At 69.6% G+C, this 20,511-nt stretch carries 10 protein-coding genes and 1 pseudogene; 6 read left to right on the top strand and 5 right to left on the bottom strand.

Annotation, left to right across the window (positions count from 1 at the left end):
* The first annotated feature begins 102 nt into the window (after positions 1 to 102).
* The 5 genes from ABD335_RS27320 (at position 103) to ABD335_RS27300 (ending at position 10,492) form a co-directional block, all read left to right on the top strand.
* On the top strand, positions 103 to 1,728 hold the full coding sequence (locus ABD335_RS27320) for a TIGR02677 family protein (RefSeq protein WP_344328291.1): 1,626 nt from the start codon (positions 103 to 105) through the stop codon (positions 1,726 to 1,728).
* 20 nt (positions 1,729 to 1,748) lie between these two features.
* Entirely contained in the window at positions 1,749 to 3,050 is a 1,302-nt protein-coding gene (locus tag ABD335_RS27315) for a TIGR02678 family protein (protein ID WP_344328305.1), read from the top strand.
* Positions 3,047 to 7,279 (top strand): TIGR02680 family protein, encoded by a 4,233-nt coding sequence (locus ABD335_RS27310; protein WP_344328290.1) that lies wholly within the window; start codon positions 3,047 to 3,049, stop codon positions 7,277 to 7,279. Before ABD335_RS27315 ends, ABD335_RS27310 begins: the two co-directional genes overlap by 4 nt.
* Positions 7,276 to 8,538 (top strand): TIGR02679 family protein, encoded by a 1,263-nt coding sequence (locus ABD335_RS27305; protein WP_344328288.1) that lies wholly within the window; start codon positions 7,276 to 7,278, stop codon positions 8,536 to 8,538. Before ABD335_RS27310 ends, ABD335_RS27305 begins: the two co-directional genes overlap by 4 nt.
* A gap of 433 nt (positions 8,539 to 8,971) precedes the next feature.
* Positions 8,972 to 10,492, top strand: a complete 1,521-nt coding sequence (locus tag ABD335_RS27300; protein WP_344328287.1) for a gamma-glutamyltransferase — start codon at positions 8,972 to 8,974, stop codon at positions 10,490 to 10,492.
* A gap of 144 nt (positions 10,493 to 10,636) precedes the next feature.
* Here the strand turns inward: ABD335_RS27300 and ABD335_RS27295 are convergent, their stop codons facing one another.
* Positions 10,637 to 10,882, bottom strand: coding sequence for a hypothetical protein (locus ABD335_RS27295; protein ID WP_344328284.1), 246 nt, complete (start codon positions 10,880 to 10,882; stop codon positions 10,637 to 10,639).
* Positions 10,883 to 11,387: 505 nt separating this feature from the next.
* Positions 11,388 to 12,257, bottom strand: a pseudogene (locus ABD335_RS27290) (IS5 family transposase).
* A gap of 595 nt (positions 12,258 to 12,852) precedes the next feature.
* On the opposite strand from ABD335_RS27290, the gene ABD335_RS27285 reads away from it, so the two are divergent.
* A complete protein-coding gene (locus ABD335_RS27285; protein ID WP_344328282.1) occupies positions 12,853 to 13,746 on the top strand; it encodes a hypothetical protein in 894 nt (297 codons plus the stop codon).
* Positions 13,747 to 13,800: 54 nt separating this feature from the next.
* Here ABD335_RS27285 and ABD335_RS27280 read toward each other — a convergent pair whose 3' ends face one another.
* From ABD335_RS27280 to ABD335_RS27270, 3 genes are all read right to left on the bottom strand, one after another.
* Complete coding sequence (locus ABD335_RS27280; RefSeq protein ID WP_344328280.1) at positions 13,801 to 14,193, bottom strand: hypothetical protein; 393 nt, start codon at positions 14,191 to 14,193, stop codon at positions 13,801 to 13,803.
* A 195-nt stretch (positions 14,194 to 14,388) separates the two neighbouring features.
* Complete coding sequence (locus ABD335_RS27275) at positions 14,389 to 15,702, bottom strand: hypothetical protein (protein ID WP_344328278.1); 1,314 nt, start codon at positions 15,700 to 15,702, stop codon at positions 14,389 to 14,391.
* Positions 15,612 to 20,432: a hypothetical protein gene (locus ABD335_RS27270; protein ID WP_344328277.1), complete on the bottom strand. Its 4,821-nt coding sequence runs from the start codon at positions 20,430 to 20,432 to the stop codon at positions 15,612 to 15,614. The genes ABD335_RS27275 and ABD335_RS27270 overlap by 91 nt, the downstream gene beginning before the upstream one ends.
* Between the last annotated feature and the right edge of the window lie 79 nt (positions 20,433 to 20,511).

Here is a 20,511-nt window from a genome sequence, read left to right as displayed (position 1 = left end):
CATCATCTGTTTGAGATGTCTCAGAACCTCATTTGAAGCGATCAGTAAGGAACATCGCCAAACCTCCAGCAACGGTCGGTGGTACTACGTAATCTCACTGTCATGGGGGTACCGGCACAGGATCCGTCACCGGAAGCCGATCGCGGCGAGGCGTGGCAGCGGCTGAGCGCGTATGCGTACCTCAGCGCTCCGGACCGGCTGGAGTATGTCGAGATCATGCGGGTCTTCTGCGGCACCCTCCTGGCCGACCTCGCCGTACCGGATGTACTGGCGAAGCTGGCCGAGCCCGGTGGGCCCGCGGCCGGGCTCGACGCCGAGACCCTCACCGTCCGGCTGGAGCAGCTGGTGCGCTGGGGGAACCTGCTGCGCAGCAGTCACTCGGTGAAGGCGTCGAGCATCACCGAGTACCAGCGGTCCCGATCCCGCTACCAGTTGTCCAAGCTGGGCGAGCGGATTCAGCGGGACGCCGACGAGGTCCTGGCTGGGGCGGACGCGGCGCGTGAGGTGAGCAGTGAGCTGCTGGCACTGGTCGAGCGCGGGCTGCGCGAGCTGAACGAGCTGGTCTACAGGCCGGGCGGCGTCGAGCCGCAGGACGCACTGGAACGGGTCAGCACGCTGTTCGTGCAGTTCGCCGAATTCGCGGACTCCGTGCGGGACTTCTATGCCTACCTCGGCCAGGTGCTGGCACGGTACGACCTGGACAGCGCCGAGTACCAGGGCTTCAAGGAACTGCTGCTCGACTACGTCGAGGCCATCAGGGAGGATGTGGCCTTCCGCGCCCCTCGGATCGCAGCAGTCCTGGACGAGCTGTGGCCGCACCTCCCCGGCCTCCTGGAGCACATCGACGCCCATGGCCAGGGGCTGTCCGGGGCGCTTGCGGGGGCCGGAGGCCCACCGGAGGTCCGGGTGCAGCGCAGCCGGGGCCGTGAGCTGACGGACTGGGAGGGGCTGCGCGGTTGGTTCACCGATGTCGACGGGCAGGGAAGCCAGGTCGATCAGCTGCGTGACGCCACCCTGCGCGCGTTGCAGTCCTTGCTCGCCAACGCCAAGCGGATGTTGCGTTCGGCCTCGGGAGAGATATCGCGGCGCAAGGATCTGCTGCGGCTCGCCCGGTGGTTCGACGAGGCGGCTCCGCAGGACGCACACGACATCGCGGTCGCCGCCTTCGGGCTGTACGGTACCCGCCATTTGGGCATCCCGCCGGCCTCCGACGAGGTGGTGCCCGCATACACCAGTTGGTGGACCGGCCCGGTGGTCGAAGTACCGGTGGCACTGCGTGAGCGGGGCAGTCGCGCGCAGCGGGGCCGGGCGTCGGCTGTGGAGGACCACTCCGAGCAGAAGCGACGCCTTCAGCATGCCGCCCGCGAGCAGGCGGCGGCCAGACGGGCCGCCGCGGACGAACTGCGCAGCGCCGCCGGTCGCCTCGCTGACGTACGCCTGACCTCGGCCGCTCTCGGGCTGTTGCTGGAGCTGCTGGCGACGGCTCTGGGGAACGCGCGGCTGCGACGCGCCGAAGCTGCGGGTACGGACGGGGCGCAGGATTTCGGGCTGGAGTCCGCGCAGAGCGAGGAGGCCGAGCTCGGCATCCGGCTCGCCGTACGCCGCACGACCGGTGTACAGACGGTGCTGCACTCGGCCGACGGCGACCTGGTGCTGGACGAGCTGGAGCTGGAGATCGGACGTTCGTCCGTCTCGGCCAGTGACGAAGCGGAGGTGGGCGTGTCGTGACACTTCCCTCGGCCCACGATGTGGCCTTGGCCGCCGAACGTCGCGCCGCCGGACGCCTGTTGCTCGCCCACCCGCTGGTGACATCGGACGGCCCGCATGCCGACCTGTTCCCCCTGGTCCGCAGGCACGCCGACTGGCTGGGCAAGCGGTTCCAGCAGGTGCTCGGTTACCGCCTGCTGGTCGACACCTCCTACGCCAGGCTGTTCAAGGCCGGGCTGGGCGTCGGTGCGGGGCATCGGCTGGAGCGCTCCTCCGGCACCCCCTTCACCCCGCGCACCTACGCCTGTCTCGCCTTGGCACTCTCGGTGCTGGTCACCGCCCCTGAGCAGCTGCTGCTCTCCCAACTGGTCGCCGACATCAGGGCTGCGGCGGCCGACGCGGGGGTGGAGCTGGAGGGGGCAGGCCGGGCCGCGGAGAAGCGGACCCTGGTCGCTGCCCTGCGCTGGCTGGTCGGCTGGGGCGTCCTCACGGAGACCGAGGGCAGTGTGGGCGCGCTCGCGCAGGAGGACGGCGGTGAGGCCCTGATCACGGTGGACCGGGAGATCGCCCGGGTCGTCGTGGCCGGCCCTCTCGCGCAGAGCCGGGACGGGGCCGACCTGGTGCGGCGGGCGGCGGACCCCGGGTTCGGCGGTCCTCGCACCTATGTGCGCCGCATGCTGGTGGAGACGCCCGTCGTCTACCTCGACGAGCTGACGGACGCCGAGCGCGACTGGCTGCGGACCCGGCAGCGCCGCGAGGCCCAGGCGTTTTCCGAACTTCTGGGCCTTGAGGCCGAGATCCGCGCCGAGGGCGTGGCGCTGGTGGATCCCGAGGAGGAGCTGACGGACTTGCACCTGCCCGGTACCGGGACGGTCGCGCAGGCCGCGCTCCTGCTGGTGGAGCGCCTGGTGGAACGGCTGCGGCCCGACGAGCCGGGCCACCCGGCGACCGGAGGGAGGCTTGTCATCGGGGTGGCCGTTCCCGGCGGCCTGGTGGACGAGTTGCTGGCCGGGCTGGTCGCCGAGTACGGGCAGCGCAGCAACTGGCAGCGCGACTGCTTGGAGGACCTTCCCGCGCTGCGGGAGGCCGTACTGGGCCTGCTGGTCCGCATGCGGCTGATGGCCCCTGCCGGCCCGCTCCGCTCCGAAGGGGTGGGCCTGCCCGAGGGGTACGACGGCACGGTCCCGGAGGGCCGCTCTGTGACCGGTGTCCAGGGGGCTCGCGTCGACGGCGCCGGCTGGGTGCTCCTCGCCGCGGCCGCCCGCTACTCCACCCGCGTCACCGTACGCCGGGCCGCTGGAGCGGCCCCGGACACCGCCACACAGCAGGAGCTGCCGCTATGACCCCGGGTACGAACGGCCTCATCCCGGTGCAGCGATCCGTTCCTGGAGCCGGTGTCCGCTTCCGTCTGCACCGTGCGGGCATCCACAACGTCTGGCAGTACGATGAGCAGGAATTCGCGTTCGGCGACGGACGGCTGCTGCTGCGCGGCAAGAACGGTGCGGGCAAGTCCAAGGCTCTGGAGATGTTGCTGCCGTACCTGCTGGACGGCGACTCCCGCGCGCTGGACGCCACGGGCACGGGCCGGACCACTCTCCTGTGGCTGATGCTGGACGGTTTCGAGCAGACGAACCGCCTCGGATACCTGTGGGTCGAGTTCCGCATGGCGGCGGACGTGGGTGACGACCGGTATCTCACCCTCGGCGCCGCCATCCGGGCGTCGAAGTCGACGAAGAAGGCCGCGCCGGTCTTCTTCGTCACTCCGCTGCGGATCGGTGAGGGCCTCTGCCTGGTCGAGGCGGGCAGGCCCCTGCCGGTGGACCGGCTCAAGGAGGTCGTCGGCGCGGAGAACGTCACGGACCGCGCGGTCCTGCACCGTTCGCGGGTGGCCCGTGAACTGTTCGGCATCACCGACGCAACGCGTTATCGCAACCTCACCCAGCTTCTCCACCGGCTGCGGCGCCCCACTGTCGGGGACCGTATCGAGTCCGGTGGGCTGGCCTCTCTGCTGAGCGAGACCCTGCCGGGGCTGGACGACGACGTGGTGGAGAAGGTGGCGCGCAACCTCCACGACCTCGACGCCGTCCGGGAGGAGCTCGGCCGCTTGGAGCGCACCGACCGTGCCCTGCGCACCTTCATGGCCGATTACCGCGGTTATCTGTCCGGGGTGCTGCGCAGGGCGGCGGAACGTGTGGACGGGGAGTTGGACATCCTCGCACTGCGGCGCCGGGAGGCGGGAGACGCCGCGAAGGCGACGGGTGACTTGAAGAAACAGGAGGGAGAGGCGGACGCGCGGCTGCGTGCTCTGCAGGAGGCGGAACAGGCCGCCCGGACCGAACTCACCGCTCTCCATGCGAGCAGCGCCTACCGCAGTCTGGAGGAGCTGTCGGAACGCCGCACCACGGTCGAGGCCCTGCACGCCGCGGCCGACACGTCCTTCGTCGCGCTCGGCAAGGCGCACGAGGCGGAGGAGAGCGCGGCCGATCGGCTGGCCGAAGGTGTCGAACAGCTGGGGAGTCGTCTTGGTGAATTGGGCACGGACCACCGGGAGTTGGTGGTCCAGGCCGAGAGGGCGGGACTTCCCACAGGTCATCTCGGTGAGACGGTCGCTCTGCCGCAGGTGGATTTGGCCGGAGCTTCGGAGGCGGATTTGACCGGCCCCGGTGGAGAGATCCGGACCGTGCGTCGTCGGCGAGTGTTCGCTGTGGACACATCGGTTGCCGGGATCTCCTTGCGGTCGTGGCAGGAGCGGCTGGAGGAGGCCCGGGCCGTGGTGAAGCACCGAGCCCGGATGGCCCAGGACGTGGCCCGTCTGGTCGAGCGAGCGAGGGACGCGCAAAGGCAGGCGGCTCAGGCGGACTCCGAGCGTGAACGGCTGGAAGGGGAGGCGGAGGAGGCCGCCGGCCGCCTCGAAGGCAGCCGGGAAAGGGTCGCCGAGGAGAGCGGCGGCTACGTTCGCCAGGTGGCGGAGTGGGTGGAGCACGTCCGTGCCGTGGTGGGTCCGGGCTGTCCACCGTTGGATGCCGTCCATGCCGTGGTCGCCTGCGAGACCTCGCCGGAGGCACCCTTCGCGGAGCGGGTGCTGCCGCCTGACATCGATGGCCAGGCGAAGCAGGCCGCTTTGACCGTGCTGGAACCGTACGGTGAAGAACTCACCGAGCGGCGGGACGCTCTCGGGTTGAGCGTCGCCCGGCTCGCTGAAGAACACGGTCGCCTGTTCCGGGAGAAGGAGGAGTGGGAGCGGCGCACCGATCCGGAACCGCCCGTCCCGTATCACCGCATCGCCGAACGGGCTCAGGGCACCGGAGCACCTTTCTATCGGTTGGTGGACTTCGCGGACGGCCTGTCCTGTGCCGACCGGGCAGGCTTGGAAGCGGCGCTGGAGGCGAGCGGGATCCTGGACGCCTGGGTCACTGCGGACGGAGTGCTTCTCGATCCTCTGACTGGGGACACCTTCCTCCAGCCCGGAACCGTCCTGCCAGGTGAGCAGACGCTGGCCACCGCGCTGCGCCCTGCCGCGCAACCGGAAAGCGGCATCACTCTTGAGCGGGTCGAGCACCTGCTGTCCGCCATCGCGCTCGCACCGGCCGGAGAGGCCACCGCGGCCGGTGCGGTGTACTACGACGGTAGTTGGCGTCTTGGCCCCCTCCGCGGTCGCCACACCAAGGATGGTGCCGAGTATGTGGGCGCCGCTGTACGCGCCGGGACCCGCCGCCGGATCCTCGTCGAACTGGGGGAACGGCTTGCGGAGGTGGAGCGGCGACTGGCCGACGACCGCGGGTGCCTCGACGAACTCGATTCCCGGCGCAGGGCCCTGACCTCGGCGGAACGCGACTTCCCCCGGTCCCGGTCCCTCGCCCGCGCATGGACCGAGCTCGAATCCGGCGAAAAGGAACTGCGGAGTCTGACCGCCAAGGCGACCCGAGCGGCACGTGAGGCGGAGGAGGCCCGCACCCTCGCTGTGAACGCTCGCGGTAAAGCGGAAGCGACCGCGACGTCCCACGACCTCCCCGCCGACCCTGACGTCCTGGAACGTGTACGGACCGCTCTGGTAACCCTGCAGGACGGCATCGGACGCATGTGCAGGGCCATCCGCGGCACAGCCGACGGGCTGGGCCGGAACCGGACCGACCGCACGAGGTACGAACGCGCCCACGGGGACCGCCTGGAGGCGGAGGAGAACCACCGGGTCCGGCTCGGCGAACTGCACACGGCCCGGCAGGACCTCCGCACCCGCGAAGAGGCCATCGGCTCCTCCGAAGAGGAGATCCTCGCCCGCGAGGAGGAGACCAAGCAACGCATCGCGAACGCCGACCGGGCCCGCCATGGAGTCGAACGTGAACGTGACGGCCTCCACGACCGGAGAGTCCGCGCGGAGGAGGACGAGAAACGCCGCCGCGAGGAGCTGCTGCGACAGCAGACGGCCGTCATCGACGCGGGGAGCGCCCTTCGCGGCGCTCTCGCCCGTCCGGAAGTGGTCCGTGGCGCCGGGCTGGACCGCTCGTCCCTGCCCGCCCACTTGGCGGACGATCCCGGCGCGGATGTCCGTAGCCGCATACGAGCCCTGCGCGAGCTGGCCGATGCCGTGCGAGGCGGCCTCGGCCGCCCGAGGAACGAGATTTCGGACAGCACGCTCCTCAACCGGCACACGGAACTGCGCGACCAACTGGCCGGCGGATACGACGCACAGCTCGAGGAACTCGACGGGATCAAGATTTGCCGCCTGGTCGACGACCACGGTCCCCACGACGTCGCCCTTGTCGGGGAACGCATCGCCGGCCAGGCTGCCGAAGCCCGCGGCCGGCTCACCGACCGCGAGAGTGAGGTCTTCCAGCGCTTCCTGACCGGCGAGCTCGGCGACCATCTGTCGACACAGGTCGTCACTGCCGCCGGTCTCGTCGCCGCCCTCAACGAGACGCTGAAGACCGTGCGGACCTCGCACGGCCTCGGCGTGGAGCTGCAGTGGAAGCTGGACGAGGATGTCGACGCCGATGTACGGGCAGCCGTCGATCTGCTCCGCAGTCCTTCAAGCTTGCGCACCCGCGAGCAGGGCGAGCAACTGCGTGAGGTGCTGCAGCGCCGGATCGAGGACGCCCGTCGGGCTGATCCGTCGGCTGGCTATGTCGCTCATCTGCGCACCGCGTTGGACTACCGCGACTGGTTCCGCTTCCATACCTTCGTGGTCGAGGACGCCGCTCCCGGTCGCAGGCGCAGGCTCACCGGCCGCACCGGGCTCAGTCAGGGTGAGCAGCGCGTGCTCTCCTACCTCGTGCTCTTCGCCGCGGCGGCCGCCCACTTCACCACCCTCGGTGAGTCCACGCCGCACGCACCACGGTTGATCCTCCTGGACGATGCATTCGCCAAGGTCGACGAGCCGACCCACGGGCGGCTCGGCCGCATCCTCGTCGATCTCGACCTCGACTTCGTCCTCACCAGCGAGCGGCTCATGGGCAACTGGCCCGAGGTGCCCTCCCTGCACATCTACGAGTGCCTCCGCGACCCGCACGCCCGTGGGGTGGCCACCTTGCACTACACGTGGAACGGCCGCCATCGGCGCCTGGTGTCCGTATGAGTCCGCTCCCCGACGCGACGCGCGACTGGCTGGCCGGTCCGGGACTCGTCCGGCTCTGGGAAACGGCACGCAAGCGCCTGGAGGGCAACGGAGTGCAGGCCACCGGCTCGCTACGGCTGACCGGACTGGGACCACAGGAGAGAACCGAGCTGTCGCTCCTGCTCGGCAGGCCGATCACAGGGCCCGCTGTGACGGTGCGGCTCGACGCGCTCGACACCCGGCTGCGCACTTCGGCTGCTGGGCTCGGTCTCAGGGACGTGCTCCAGGAGATCGGGCCGCCGCTCACCGACCGCCGAGCCGTCCGGGCGGACGCCCGGGCACGGCGCGGGCAGGTGTGGTCCTCCCTCGCCTCGTCCTTGGACGCCTCCCCGCTCGCCGACCAGGAGTGGGCCCGGCAGTGGTACGACGGGCTGCGCCGCGCGGGCGTGCCCAAAGGAGTGACGCCCGAGACCGCAGTACGGACACTCCGGCAGGCGGTCCACGTGCTCACTCTGCTCCTCGGGCCGGGGCGGACCGACGCGCGGGGCCGGGGCGAACTCGCCGCCGAAGTGACCGGATCGGCGCACGGCCTGGACGACGGGACCTGGCTTGCCCGCCTCGTCCAGCGCGGCATAGCCCTCGCCCACGCCACCGAGTTCCCCGGCGACGCGGCCGGGCGACGTGCCCTGTGGCGGCTGGCGTCCGTCACACCGGACGAGGTCTCCAGCACCGTGCTCACCTACGGCCTGCACCCCGAGGGCGAGGGCTGGCGTGAGCGCTCCCTGCGCGAACGATCCCTACACCACGCGGAGACCCACCTCACCCTGCGCGACCTGCACGCTCTGCGGCTGTCTCTGCCGGCCGGCACCCTGATCCGCATCTGTGAGAATCCCCGTGTGGTGGAGGCAGCCGCCGACGCCGCCTGCTCACAGCCCCTGGTGTGCACCTCTGGTAGCGCCGCCACCGTGGTCCTCACCCTCCTTGACGCCCTCGCCGCCACCGGCTGCCGCTTCGCCTACCACGGCGACTTCGACTGGCCGGGCATCACCCTGGCCAATCGGATCATCCACCGGTACGGCGCCCGGCCATGGCGGATGAGCGCCGAAGACTACGAGCGCCTCGCCGCCCGTACCCAGGCCCGCGATGTCCCCCAGCTTCCGCTCGTCGGTCAGCCGGTCACCGCGAACTGGGATCCATGTCTTACTCCTGCCATGACCGCGCTGGGTATCCTCCTCCATGAGGAGGCGGACCTTGATCTCCTGATGAAGGATCTGAGCTGATATGTAAGAGGGGCTTCGTTTGCTGTCAGCGGCGGTACTCGTCAGTGAACTCAAGCAGTCATCGGTGAGCGCTGGAACATTGAGCGCTCACGGGTTCTGGCGGCACTTCGAGTCAATGGCCTTGGCCTGCGTCTGCGCCGGATAGTTGTGCCCGTCGGGCAGCAGGCCCATGACGTTCAGGACAGGGTCCTCGCCCCAAGGGGCCTCACTGGCCTGCTCTCCCACCTCGCGGAAGAACTCGCCTACGGAACCGACACCCGGTGCAAGAACACCACGGTGCCAGTCCGCACCGCGCAGCTCACTACCGCGCCCCTCCCGCTCCGGTACCGCCCCTGCGAACCAGCCGCACCCGCTGGCCTACGGCACACCGCCTGAGCCCAGCGCGCGGTACTCGACATGCCTCCACTTGTCGCGGGCATGGCACAGTACGGGTGTGATTCCCGCTCATGTGAACGATGCGCCACCGCCCGTCTACGACGACAGCTTCGACATACCCGTGCTGTTGCGCGACGGTCCGGCCCGTCGCCCCCACCTCAAGTGGCGAACCGCCGTGTACGCCCCCTGGCCGGCAGCAGGCACGTTCCCCGACGTGGATGGCTGGTACGCGCCGAGCACCACATGGCGGGAGATCGTCAAGGCGGCCACCGAGGTCGGCCGAGATGTCTCGCCCAACCTCGTGCGGGTCCCCCAACTCGCCCACGGGGAACTGGTCGCCCGCGTCGCCCCGCTGTACGCATACATCGGACTGCACGACTTCGTCCCGAAGCACCCGCTGCCGCACACCGTCGGTCGACGCCTGACCCTCAACGCGATCTACGAATATGCAACCGAACGCACGGCGAAAAACGCGCTGGGGTACCGGCTGGGCATGACAATGGCCGAATGGGCATGCCGCTCGCTGATGGGGCTGGGACAGACCTGGCACATCGAGGACGGCGGCCCAATTCCCGCCCTGCGAGACGCCTTCAAGGACCCGGCACGCAAGCTCCCGGACCTATGGGGGCTGCACGAGGCCGAGAAGCAGTACTGGCTGGTCGAAGCCAAGGGGGGCAACGTTCTCAAGAAGACCCTCGACGAAGGCTGGGAGCAGCTCGAAGGCGGCAGCAAGATCCTCTCCGCCTACGCCCATCGCCGCGTCCTCGTCGGCGCGGCGGTCCGCCCACAAGGCGACCTCTTCCTCACCATCGACCACGATCAACACCCCGGATTGCCGCCCCTGGACCCACAAGGCGCCACGGCTCCCACCGGGCCGGGCAGTCCCGAGGACCACATCGGGGACGACGACGATGCCCTCATGGCCACCGCTCGCGCCCAGATGCTGACCTACCTCGCTCTGAAGTCCGCGCCGCCCGGGCGCCTGAAGACCGTGCCCGTCCCCGCCGACCGCACCAACCGGCGACGTGTCCCCGGCGCACTGACCACCCCGCTGGAAGCCGACGGCGAGACGCGCGCGAGGCGCGCCGACCTGCGCGGCGCCGCAGCATCCGGCACGGAGACACCCCTGCTGCGCGAGCTGACCCGGAAGATGGGCCTCGACGATTTCCTGACCTGCCGGATTCCCGGCACCGAAGTGGTTCTGGGCATGTCGCGTCGCCTCTTCGCAGCATGTGAGCAACTGCACGAGGCCGACCGGCTCATTGCGGAAAGCACCCCCGGTTTGCGCGCCGAGGACCAGCCACACGGCCACGAGCCTCTCGACGAAGACGCCGAGGAAGAAGCCCGTCGCGCCCGCCGGCTCATCTTCCGTGAGCAGCAGGACGAGGCCCGTCCACGCCTCCGGCCCCTTGTACGCCAGGCATACGAGCAAGGCGACACACGCCCGTGGAGCGCCTTTCTTCCCAGCGGCCAAGAACCCCGACTCAACCTCGCCTCGGACCCGGGCCTCCTCGAAGCTGCCACCGCCGAGACCTACCTCGCCGTGCGCCGGGAAGACCTGCCACACCACCGCCGATAGTTTCAGCCCCGGAAGTGCGACGGGCCGGTATCAACTTGAGGTCCCAGCAGGGTGGACGGCACGGATGCGCCACGCCCCTCTCGAGGCTGCTGGCCCCGTGGCGATAGCCGGTGACGGCGCACTCGTCGGCATCCAACAGCAGGTTCAGCGGTAACGCCACAACTGGTGGAGACGGAAGACGTCCATCTTCCAATGCATGGCCAGGGACGCGTCCGGTACCCGTCTTCTGCCGAGGCTGTACCGGATGTGCCGGTAGAGACCATGCGGTGACAGGTCCGCACCTGCGACCAGCGCGGACAGCAAGGGTTCGTCCGCCGGCGTGTCCCGGTCGACCGCCACGAGGCTCTCCCTTTGGTCGTCCGGGTGGAGGTAGGGCAGCGCGCCGTCCATGCGTCGGCGCAGTTCTCCCCACGTGACGGTGGTCCCCGCTCGGGCGGCGTCCTGAAGGAGCGCACGTACACGGCCGGCGAGGGAGTCTGTGCGTTCCGCGCTGAGTCGGGGGATGTCCCGACTGTGGCTGTCCTGACTCGTAGGCGCACCCTGTGTCCTGTCTGCAGCGGTCGCTGGAGCGGGATTGGACTTCTTGCGGGCAGGGGGTGAAGACAGGCGGTTCTGTCGGATGCTCCCCCTCGACGAGCAGTCGGTGCTTCAGGTTGCCGCGCCAGCGGCCCAGCCACTTCTTCTCCGCTACGGGCATCGGGGCGGAGAGGTGGCCGCGTAGCCGGTCGATCTCACTGAGTGCCGTTTGGAGGTCTGGGGTGGTCAACGTCGCCTTGCCGTTTCCGAGATCTTGGAGGATGTCACGGATGTGCCGGAGCGCGGGGTCGATTGATGGTTGCTGCTTACGGACCCGCTGCTTAGATTCACGGATTAGAGGTCGTTTTCTCCCATGGTTTCATCCCGAAATCTTCGGTTGATGCGTCTTTGCGGAGTCGCGCCAGGAGATGGTGGTTTCGCCGGTGAGGCGGCGGGCCATCAGGTCGGTCACGGCGAGGTGAATCATGGCTTCGGAGCGGGCGGGCAGGGTCTCGTCGTCGTGGGCCAAGCGGCGGTGGAGCATCAGCCACCCGTAGGTCCGCTCCACCGTCCAGCGTTGGGGAATCAGGGTGAAACCCCTGGTCCCCGGGTGCGTTGGACGATTTCCAGGTCGATGCCGAGGCGTGCGGCGTATTCGACGAGGTGCCAGCGGTAGCCGCCGTCGACCCAGGTCTTGCGGACGGTGGGATGCTCCGCGGCGACCTGGCCGAGGAGGCGGGTGCCGGCCACAAAGTCCTGCACACTCGCCGCGGTGACCAGCACCGCCAGCAGCAATCCGAGGGTGTCGGTGACAATGCTCCGCTTACGGCCCACGATCTTCTTCGCCGCGTCCGTGCCCTGCCCGGCGGCCGGGACGCTGGTGGCAGTCTTCACGCTCTGCGCGTCGACGACACACGCCGAGGGCTGGATGTTACGACCTCCCTTGCTGCCGTACCAACTCCCGCAGTAGCCCGTTGAGCTGGGCGAACACACCGTCCTTCTGCCACTTGGCGAAGTAGCCGTAGACGGTTTCCCAGGGCGGGAAGTCGTGCGGCAGGTAACGCCACTGCGCTCCGGTGCGGTCCACGCACAGGATCGCGTTCAGGATCTCGCGCAGCTCGTGCTCGGGCGGGCGCCCGATGGCGAGGGCACGCCGGCGCCGCTCGGCCCGCCAGGCGGTCGGCACCGGCTCGATCAACGCCCAGCGGGCGTCGGACAGATCACTCGGACACGCACGACGTTCGGCCATCACCCGGACATACCGCCGCTCGGGGGCGTGCGCCCAGGCGTGCGGTGCGACCGGCGGGAGCACGCTCTACCGGCGTCTTGGGATGAGACAGGCGCAAGCCGCATTCCGCCTCGGCTGTCACCCCGTCCAGCCCTTGAGACCCGCTCGCATCGATAGCCTCATCCACACCACACCAGCGCACCGCAGAAAACCGGCGACAACAATGCACTAAAGGTGAAAACGACCTCTTAGGTCAAGGGCCTCGCACACCGGGCCGAGAGTGAAGCCCTCAAGACGCTCCTGAGACAGCCTGGAGGTCACCCCCGCCCGGACCGCTGGCCAGGCCTTGGCCGCGTCCCGGGACGGGCAGGTGTGCGCGTCATCATCGCTCGTTCCCGTCCCGGGCCCACCCGGCCCAGGCTCTCATCCCCCGTCATCCATCGCGGCTTGCGCGAATGCCATGGCGTCCGCCATGTTCTCCCCTTTCCGGCCGGGGCGCAGAGTTCAGTCGGCCCAGCCGAGATCTCGGGTGTGCCGCACGACCGAGTGCAGCGCATGACTTTGGAATAATCTGGAATACCTTGGAACTCAATGACTGAAACAGTATGCTGCCCACATGACCGCATCGCTGGAGGAACTGGAGGAGCGGCTCTCGCAGTTGCGCGTCCGGCTGCGCGAGGCTCGCCGTGCCCGTGACACCGCCGCCGCTTCCCGCATCCGCAGCGAACTGCGCGAGGTGGAGGCCGCCTGGGAAGAGGCATTGGACGCCGAGGAGGCAGCCGAGACCGCACCCGATGAGCAGCAGGTCCCATTGCGTGCACCCGCTCCGAGGACCGCACGCGCGACAGCGCCGCCTTCCCGACCAGCACTGCGGGAGAAACGTTCCCACCAGGCGGCCGTCCCCGCCCGCGAGCAGGTGCACCAGTCACTCACTCTGCTCGGCGCCCCTGCCGCCCCGAAGCTCATCTCCTCCGTGTACGAGGCATTCTTCGGCGAACCGCTCGTCGCCACCAAGCTCGCCTCGCTCCGTCGCGACGAGGAACGGTCCTTCAAAGCCCAGGGGTATGCCCGCCCCTACTACATCTGCGCAGCCCTCACCTACGATCGGCTCACACCCGCACGCGGCCTGCTGGCCATATCGGTCTGGCCACTTCAGCGGCGCGTCATCGGACCGCTCAGCCTGCGCGTCGTTTTCCTCACCCATGCCATCGGCGTCGCCGAGCAGATCGAGCGGCTCACCGCGGCCGGCCACCCACCGTCGGACGCCGCCTGGCAACTGCTGCGCCGTTTCGCGCTCAACATCCCCGGCGCGTACGACAACGACGACCTCGATCCGGCCCGGGTGATCTCCGCGGCGCGCACCGAGATCGCGGTCCACCAGAAGTCCGACGACGCCGAGCGAGGCGCCGCCGCAGACCGCGCACGTGCCCAACTCACCGACGTTCAGCAGCTCTTCGGCGCCGCGCCGCTGCACAACGCCCTGCGTGACACGGGCGGCGCGAGCCGCTGACGCCCGGCCGGAAAACCTGCGGACGCCGCTGTGCCGCCATCCCGCAACACCGTGTCAGAAGACCGGGTAAGAGGAGAAGATGCCTCCGCAACACCCTGTTGAGCCTCCCGACAGCCGGTTCGCCGCCCTGCGCGGGCCGCGCCCCCTCAGCCGTACACCGCGCGCAAGATAACCGCCCTCACCGCCAACCCGGCTGCGCCGCGCCGATGACCTGGCACTTAACCTGCCGCCGTCGGCAACCCTCGACACGAGCCGCTGCCCAGCCCAGCCCTGCGCCCGGAACAGCATACGGCGGTCGGTGAGGGCCAGCACCCCCATGACACCGTCGTGGTGTGCGACGGCGAGGGCCTGCACGGTCTCGTCGGGCGTCAGCACCTCAGGAAGGCCCTTAACGGAGCCCTTGACCGGGAACCAGAGGCCCTTGATCGCGGCGGCTGCTGCGTCCACGCCGGGCCGGGAGGACTGTATGGACAAAGGGAGTCACGTTCTCTTGGGTGTTGTCGTGCCGCACCGGGGCAAGCGGGCCGGGCCCTGCTGCCGCCACGGGCGCGGGGCGTGAAGACGCAGGACTCGTCAGGAGGGGCGGGTCCGACAGTGCCGTGGGAGCTGGGGTGCGGGTTGGCCCCAGCCCCCACGGGCGGGTCACTGTGACGCGTCGAGCGCACCCAGCGCCGCGTGGAGGACTGGCTCGACGCGCAGACGCGTGCCGTCCCGGTCTAGGACCTGGAGGGTCTCCAGGCAGGTGAGTGCCCACTGCGCGTCGTCCGGGGCGAGTCCGGCGAGTTCGGCAGCGGCCGCACAGTCGGCGTCGGAGTTCCAGCCGGTGCCAAGCTGCTCGACGATCGCTTCGTAGCCGGTCCTAACCGTCTCGTCCTCCAGCAGACCCACGGCGTCGGCGAACTCCTCCACGTTCTCCTTCTGTCCGAGCCACTCCTCCAGCTCGTGCAGGGCGCGGTCCTGGTCCCGGTGCTCCTCGCGCAGCCGGAGGACGTGGTCCAGCAGGAGCGGCCAGCCCCCGGTGACCGCGGCGAGCCGGGCCAGCCGCGCCTCCGTCTCGTAGGCGCTGTGGTACTGCGTCCAGTCCCGCAGGCCACGCCGGTGGTAGCGGCGCAGCACCACCACAGTGTCGTCCGTGTCGGAGCGGTCCGCCTCGGGGTCGGCGAGCAGATCACGCCAGAAGGCGAGCTGCGCGGCGCTCGACACCAGGACCACGGACCGGGTGGCCTCGGCTGTGGTGGGCAGGATCGCCCTGGCGTATTCGAGGGATTCCCGGCAGGATTTCTCGCTGCCCAGCGCAAGGTCGCTGATGAGCAGTCGCCGTTCACCGGCCCGACCGGCCGCGAGTTCCCTGCGGTAGGTGTTGGCGTTGCCGATCGGCGGCAGCGTCCAGCCCGCCACACGGCCGGTCGCATCCCTCAAGGTACGTTCCACGTCGCCGATGCCTGTCGCTCGAGTGCCGAGCACGACGCGTACCTGGTTCCCGCTTTCACCGAGCAGGTAGTCGATCTGGTTGATCGTCAGTGGTGCGGAGCGGTGACCGTCGTCAAGCCCGGGGCGGCTCTCCAGAACAACGGCCTCCTCCAGCCGCGACTCCCTCTCGGCACCCAGGAGGCGTGCCTCGATCTCCTGGGCGGTGCCAATCATGCGCAGGGCGTTCGGTCCGCGCAGGTGCCAGCCCTGCCCGTCGTGGTTGGGTGCCAGGACGCCAAGACCGACCATCTCTTGCAAGTAGGCCCTGAAGCCCTCGCTGTCCAACTTGTCGAAGCCCTGCGGCCACCAGCCAGCGCACTCGTCGCGCAGTTCCCGGTCGCTGAGCCTGGTCTCCAGCCCGTTGTCCCGGGCGTGCTGGGCGAGGACGTTGGCGATCACGTTGTAGCGGTCGTCGAGGGCGAGGGTGTCCTTGAAGGCCGCAGTGATGTCCGAGCGCAGTGAGGCGTCCTGCTCCACCGCGTCCACGTCGGCCGCCTCGATGGCGTAGGGGGCGGTACCAGCGGCTGTCGCGCCCGCTTGTCCTGCATGACCTGCACCATGCGGCTGCCGAAGATCTGCAGCAGGAACGGCTGGTACGAGCAGAAACCGAGCACCCGGTTGACCAGGTCGACATCGGCGAACTCGAAGCCAAGGGCACGCATCGGATGGACGATCAGGTCGGCGGCGAACTGCGGGGTGAGCGGCCCGACGACGGTCGGTGTCTGCGCGAGGTGGCTGAACGGGCCGTTCCTGGCGAGGCGGGTGAAGCGCTGTACGGAGTGAAGACCGGCGAAGACGACCTTGGCCCGGCCTCGGGAGTCCTCACCCAGACCGCGCAGCCGGCGGGTCTCCGTGCACTCGGGCACGTCGGCCTCGAAGAAGCGGTCGCACTCGTCGAGGAGAATAAGCAGCCGCCGGTCAGCGTCCTTGGCCAGCCACGTGGCGATGCCGTCGGTGACCCGCTGCCAGGGCTCCGGACGGGGTCCTCTGCGACGGGGCTCCTCCAGAACCCCTTCCTTGGTTAGCTCCTGGTCCAGCGTGGTCCAGATCGCGGCAGCGCCGAGAGCGGTCCCCTTGCCGATGCCGATCTTGTCGAGATTGAGGTAGAGCTTGCGGTGCGATTTGGGCCTCTGCTCCACGAATCGGTCGCCCGCGTCGGCGAGCAGCGCGGACTTACCGAGGCCACGGCCACCGTAGATGATCTGCGTTCCGGCCGGGTCGAGGATACTCTTGCGTTCCCGGTCACGCCCGTAGAACATCTCACGGCCGATCTGACCGCGCTTCTCCTTGATGTACGGGTTCACCCCGGAGAACGGCAGTAGCGTCTCGGTGGCGGCATCCACCCGCCGGTTGCCGTGCGCCGTGAGGTAGGCGAGCGCGGCGTCATCGACGACGAGGATGGGCTTGGTGCCTTGGGAGGCCGCCGCGAGTTCGGTGCGCGTCCGGCTGTCGAGCGTACCGAAGTGCACGACGAGCAGGCTGCTCTCGTCGGGGTCCTGGCAGATGCGGCTGATCAGCAGCTTCGCCGCCGGGCGTCCCCAGATCAGCAGGGCGCGCAGCTTGTTGCCCCTGTCCCTGATTTGCGAGCCGAAGGCGGGTGCCCAGGCACGTCCGGTGACCTGCGTCTCTGAGAGTTCGAAGAATCGGTAGTCCTTGCCGCGCGGCAGATCGTTCAGGGGGCGGGCCCGCCGTGCCTCGAAACCGAGCAGGGACAGGGCCGGGTTCAGGTCCTCGCGAGGGTTGATGTTGGCCCGGTCCCGGGCCGAGGCGAGCTTGCTCCACCGTTCGAGGGCGTCGGCGGCGCGTTCCGCCTCGCCCTCCGAGAGGGCTGAGTAGTCCAGCACCGACGGTTTGGTGAGCCGCTCGCTGGACCGGACGGCCCGGATCAGTTCCGGGGTGATGCCATCGGGCAGGGCGTCGGGCACCGCGGGGAAGAACATCTCCAGGTGGGAGTCCTCGGCCCTGATCTCCGGTACGGGCTCGCCCAGTTCGAGGAAGTAGACCAGCTCTGCGGCCGTGGCCAGGCTGTCGGTGTCCAGGTTGCGCCGAACGCGCTCGCGGTCGTCCTCGCTGATGTCGGTCAGGGCATCGAGCCTGGCCCGCAGCCGGTCTGCGGCCTCCTTTCGGTAGTGCGGCAGCAGCTCGGCCACCCGGTCGAGGTTGCGCCGGATCACCGATAGCTCGCGGGGCTCACCGCTCTCGGTGTGGGGGGTGGCGTCCGCGAGGAGTTCCTGGAGGTTGACGTCCTGCTCGTCGGTGAGCGCACCGTCCGCCTGGGCGCGGCGGAGTTCCGCCCCGAGTGTGCGGGCCTGCTCGGCGAGCGCACCGTACCGCTCCTGCTCCACCTGGGCGAGGCGGGCGAGCCGCTCGTCGGACGACTCCAGAGCACCGGCTGCGGGTAGGGCCCCCAGATCCGCGAGGCGCAGGATGGTCCGTACGGCGGTGAACCCGTCCCGCGCAGTCTGGAAATCGATCGCGTCTTCCCAGGTCCGGTCCACCGCTGCGAGCAGTCCGGACACGGTGGGAGCCGTTCGGGGCCAGTCCGGCAGCTTGTATAGCTCGATGTCCAGCAGCTCGGAGACGTCGGCGTCGATCCCGCTGGTAGCCGGATAGGCTACCGGCTCCAGATCGCCGAAGATAGCCTCGAACATCTTCTGAGCAGCGTGGGCGGCGGCCCTCACTACCGGGCGGGACCGCCGGCCGGCGGATGCCAGGTCGCTCATGATGCTCTTGCGCAGCCCGAGCAGGGAGAGCCGCAGTCCCGCCACCGATTCGGCGGCCCACGCCGTCTCCTCGGACCGCGTGATTCCCAGCTCGCGCTGGGCACTGCGCCACTCCCACACCGCGGCACGCACCCGCTCTACGAACTGCCGTATGTTGTTGCGGCCGGAACCGTGGATGGCGCGCCCGCCGGTGCCACGCAGGTCGCCGTCCATGCGGTCGATCGCGTCCTCAATGTGCGCGGGCCGGTCCAGCTGCTTCAGCAGGGCGTCCGCCTGCTCCTCCGCGCCAGCGGCGCCGTTGACGACAGCCGTCAGCACGCTGCCAAACAGTCCGTGCGGCATCAGCCACTGCTTCACCATCTGAGAGGCCCGTTGGAATCGCATGCGCGGCGGGACGAGCAGCGTCCGGCACACCTCGACCGCGTCCTGCAACCGGTTCTCGGTCTGGGAGGCGTCCGCAACGACGGTGTGCAGCGGGGCGAGCAGCAGCGCGCTGTTCAGGGTGCGCTCCGCCACCTCTGCGGCCACCTGCTGGAGGGCGCCCGGCAGGTGCTGGGAGAGCGCCCTCAGCTGGGCGCCGACGACCGGCGCTCCCGTCGCCAGTGCTGCCCGTACGAGGACGGGTGCCAGGAGCAGCTCCAGTCCGCCAGCCGCGGCGTCCTCTTGGGCGTCCCAGTCGCGCAGGGAGTTCTCAACAAATCGTGCGGCGCGGTCGGACCGCGGGTTCAGCAGGGCCGACGCTGCGGACAGGTGCAGCACTGCGGATTCCGCCTCGGGGCGGCCGGCCGTCCTCGACAGGTGGGCGGCCAGCCCGAAGCGCTCTTCGGTGATGAGCCGGGCGAGGACCGGTTCGACGTCCGTTGGCCGGGTGGTGCGGGCGGTTTCCGTTCCGGTACCGGCGGCCGTGCCGGTGTCCGGTCCGCTGGTGCGGGCCGCCGTGTGGCCCGTTGCGGACGGCTCGGGCGACCCGTGCGGCCGCTCGGTCGCCTCAACGGCGGGGAGAGGCTGTTCATCCGTCGCGAGCCCGGGGATCCGTCCTGTTTCTGACGTGTGCTCGTCGGTGCCGCCGCCCTGTGCGGCGGCTTCCTCCCCCGGCGCTTCCCTGGCAGCGGTTCCTTCCGCGTCCTCCTGTTCTTCACGCTCCGCCTGGTCTGCTCCGTCCTCGACGGGCTTCTGGTCTTCCGCAGGGCCTGCGGTATCCGTACCAGGGGTGACCGTGATCTCCTCATACAGGACGGCTGCCAGGGCGTACTCGGGGCGTGCCGTCGACAGCTGCCGCTGGACATCGATGATCGCCTGCTGTGAGTTGGGCTGCTGCCTCAGCTCGACAAGGCGGACCAGCAGTATGAGGAAGTGCGCACAGGCGTTGTCCTCTTCGTTCCAGTCCCGCTTCGCGAGAAGCCTTTCGGCACGCTGCCTGGCGTCTGCGATCACCTCGGACACCGCGCTGCCCCGCGAGCAGCCGAGGGTCAACACCGTCGCCACGGCTCGACGGGCCTGGTCGTTCCTCTCGGTGGCCGAGCGGAATGCGTCGATCGCCTCGAGAACCTCGGTGAGGCGGTCGGCGGCACCGGTGGCGCCGACCGCCGAGAGCGCGGTCCGCGCGCGGGCGAAGGCCGGGGGGACCGCGGCAAGCTGTGCCAGGTCGGTGTCGGCGGGCGGGCGCCCCTCCAGCAGGGCAAGTCGCACGCGGTCCGCGGCGTTCCGCGCCTCGTCGAGAGTGCGTTCCAGTGCCTCCCCGACAGAGGTGAGATCGTCCAGAGCGATCCGCTCGTCGCGCGGCTGCCGCTCCTGTTCCGCAACGAACTCGGCAGGCTTCTGCTGCGGCTCACCGCCGGACTGCCGGGGAACGGGGACAACCGTTGTCTGCCGAGCATCCTCGATTGCCTCGCCCTCGACCGGTGTGGTGTGGTGGCCGAAGCCGGGAGTCGCGTCGATCACCCGCTGCGCCGCCTTGTGCACCGCTTCTCGGGCAGCCTTGTCCGCCTGGATGCCAAACCAGCCGTGGTCCGCCGCCCACAAGAGCAGGCGGGCGTCGAATACCGATGCCTGAAGGTGGGAGAGCAGCGTCAGGCGCAGAAGGTGTGTTCCCCACCGGTCCAGAGGCCCGGTCCCGTTGCGAGCGGACGTGTGCCCTCCGGCCACGCGGTCGATGTCGGCCATGATGCGAGCCGTGAGGCGCGACACAGCGTGCTTGCGTTCCAGGGCCGACTCCACTCGCTGTATCCGCTTGAGCACCTGCTCGCTCAGCACGTGGCCGAAGCGCCGCGGCTCGACCTTGCGGAAGCCGAGTCCTCGCATGATGGCCTGGCGGTCCTTGGGACCGAGGGAGTTGAGCGCCAGTTCCGTTTCCTCGACGGTGAGTTCGTCGACGGCCGAGTCCATGATCGGGCCGAGCCCGTTGAGTGCAGCGGCCAGTTCCCTGAGCAGGTCGACAGGGGTGCCCGGCGGCGAGAACGGCGGTTCTGCGACCACCGGATAGTTGAAGGTCATTTCTACCTGGCCTCTTGTGTCGGTGCGTTGCGCATTGCGCGAAGGGGTACGTGAGGAGTCATGTGCGATCGGTCGGCTC

This window comes from Streptomyces macrosporus (genome assembly GCF_039533145.1).
GTDB lineage: Bacteria > Actinomycetota > Actinomycetes > Streptomycetales > Streptomycetaceae > Streptomyces > Streptomyces macrosporus.
The sequence above is the reverse complement of the archived record's forward strand: the minus strand, read 5'-3'. Positions and strand labels throughout refer to the sequence as shown.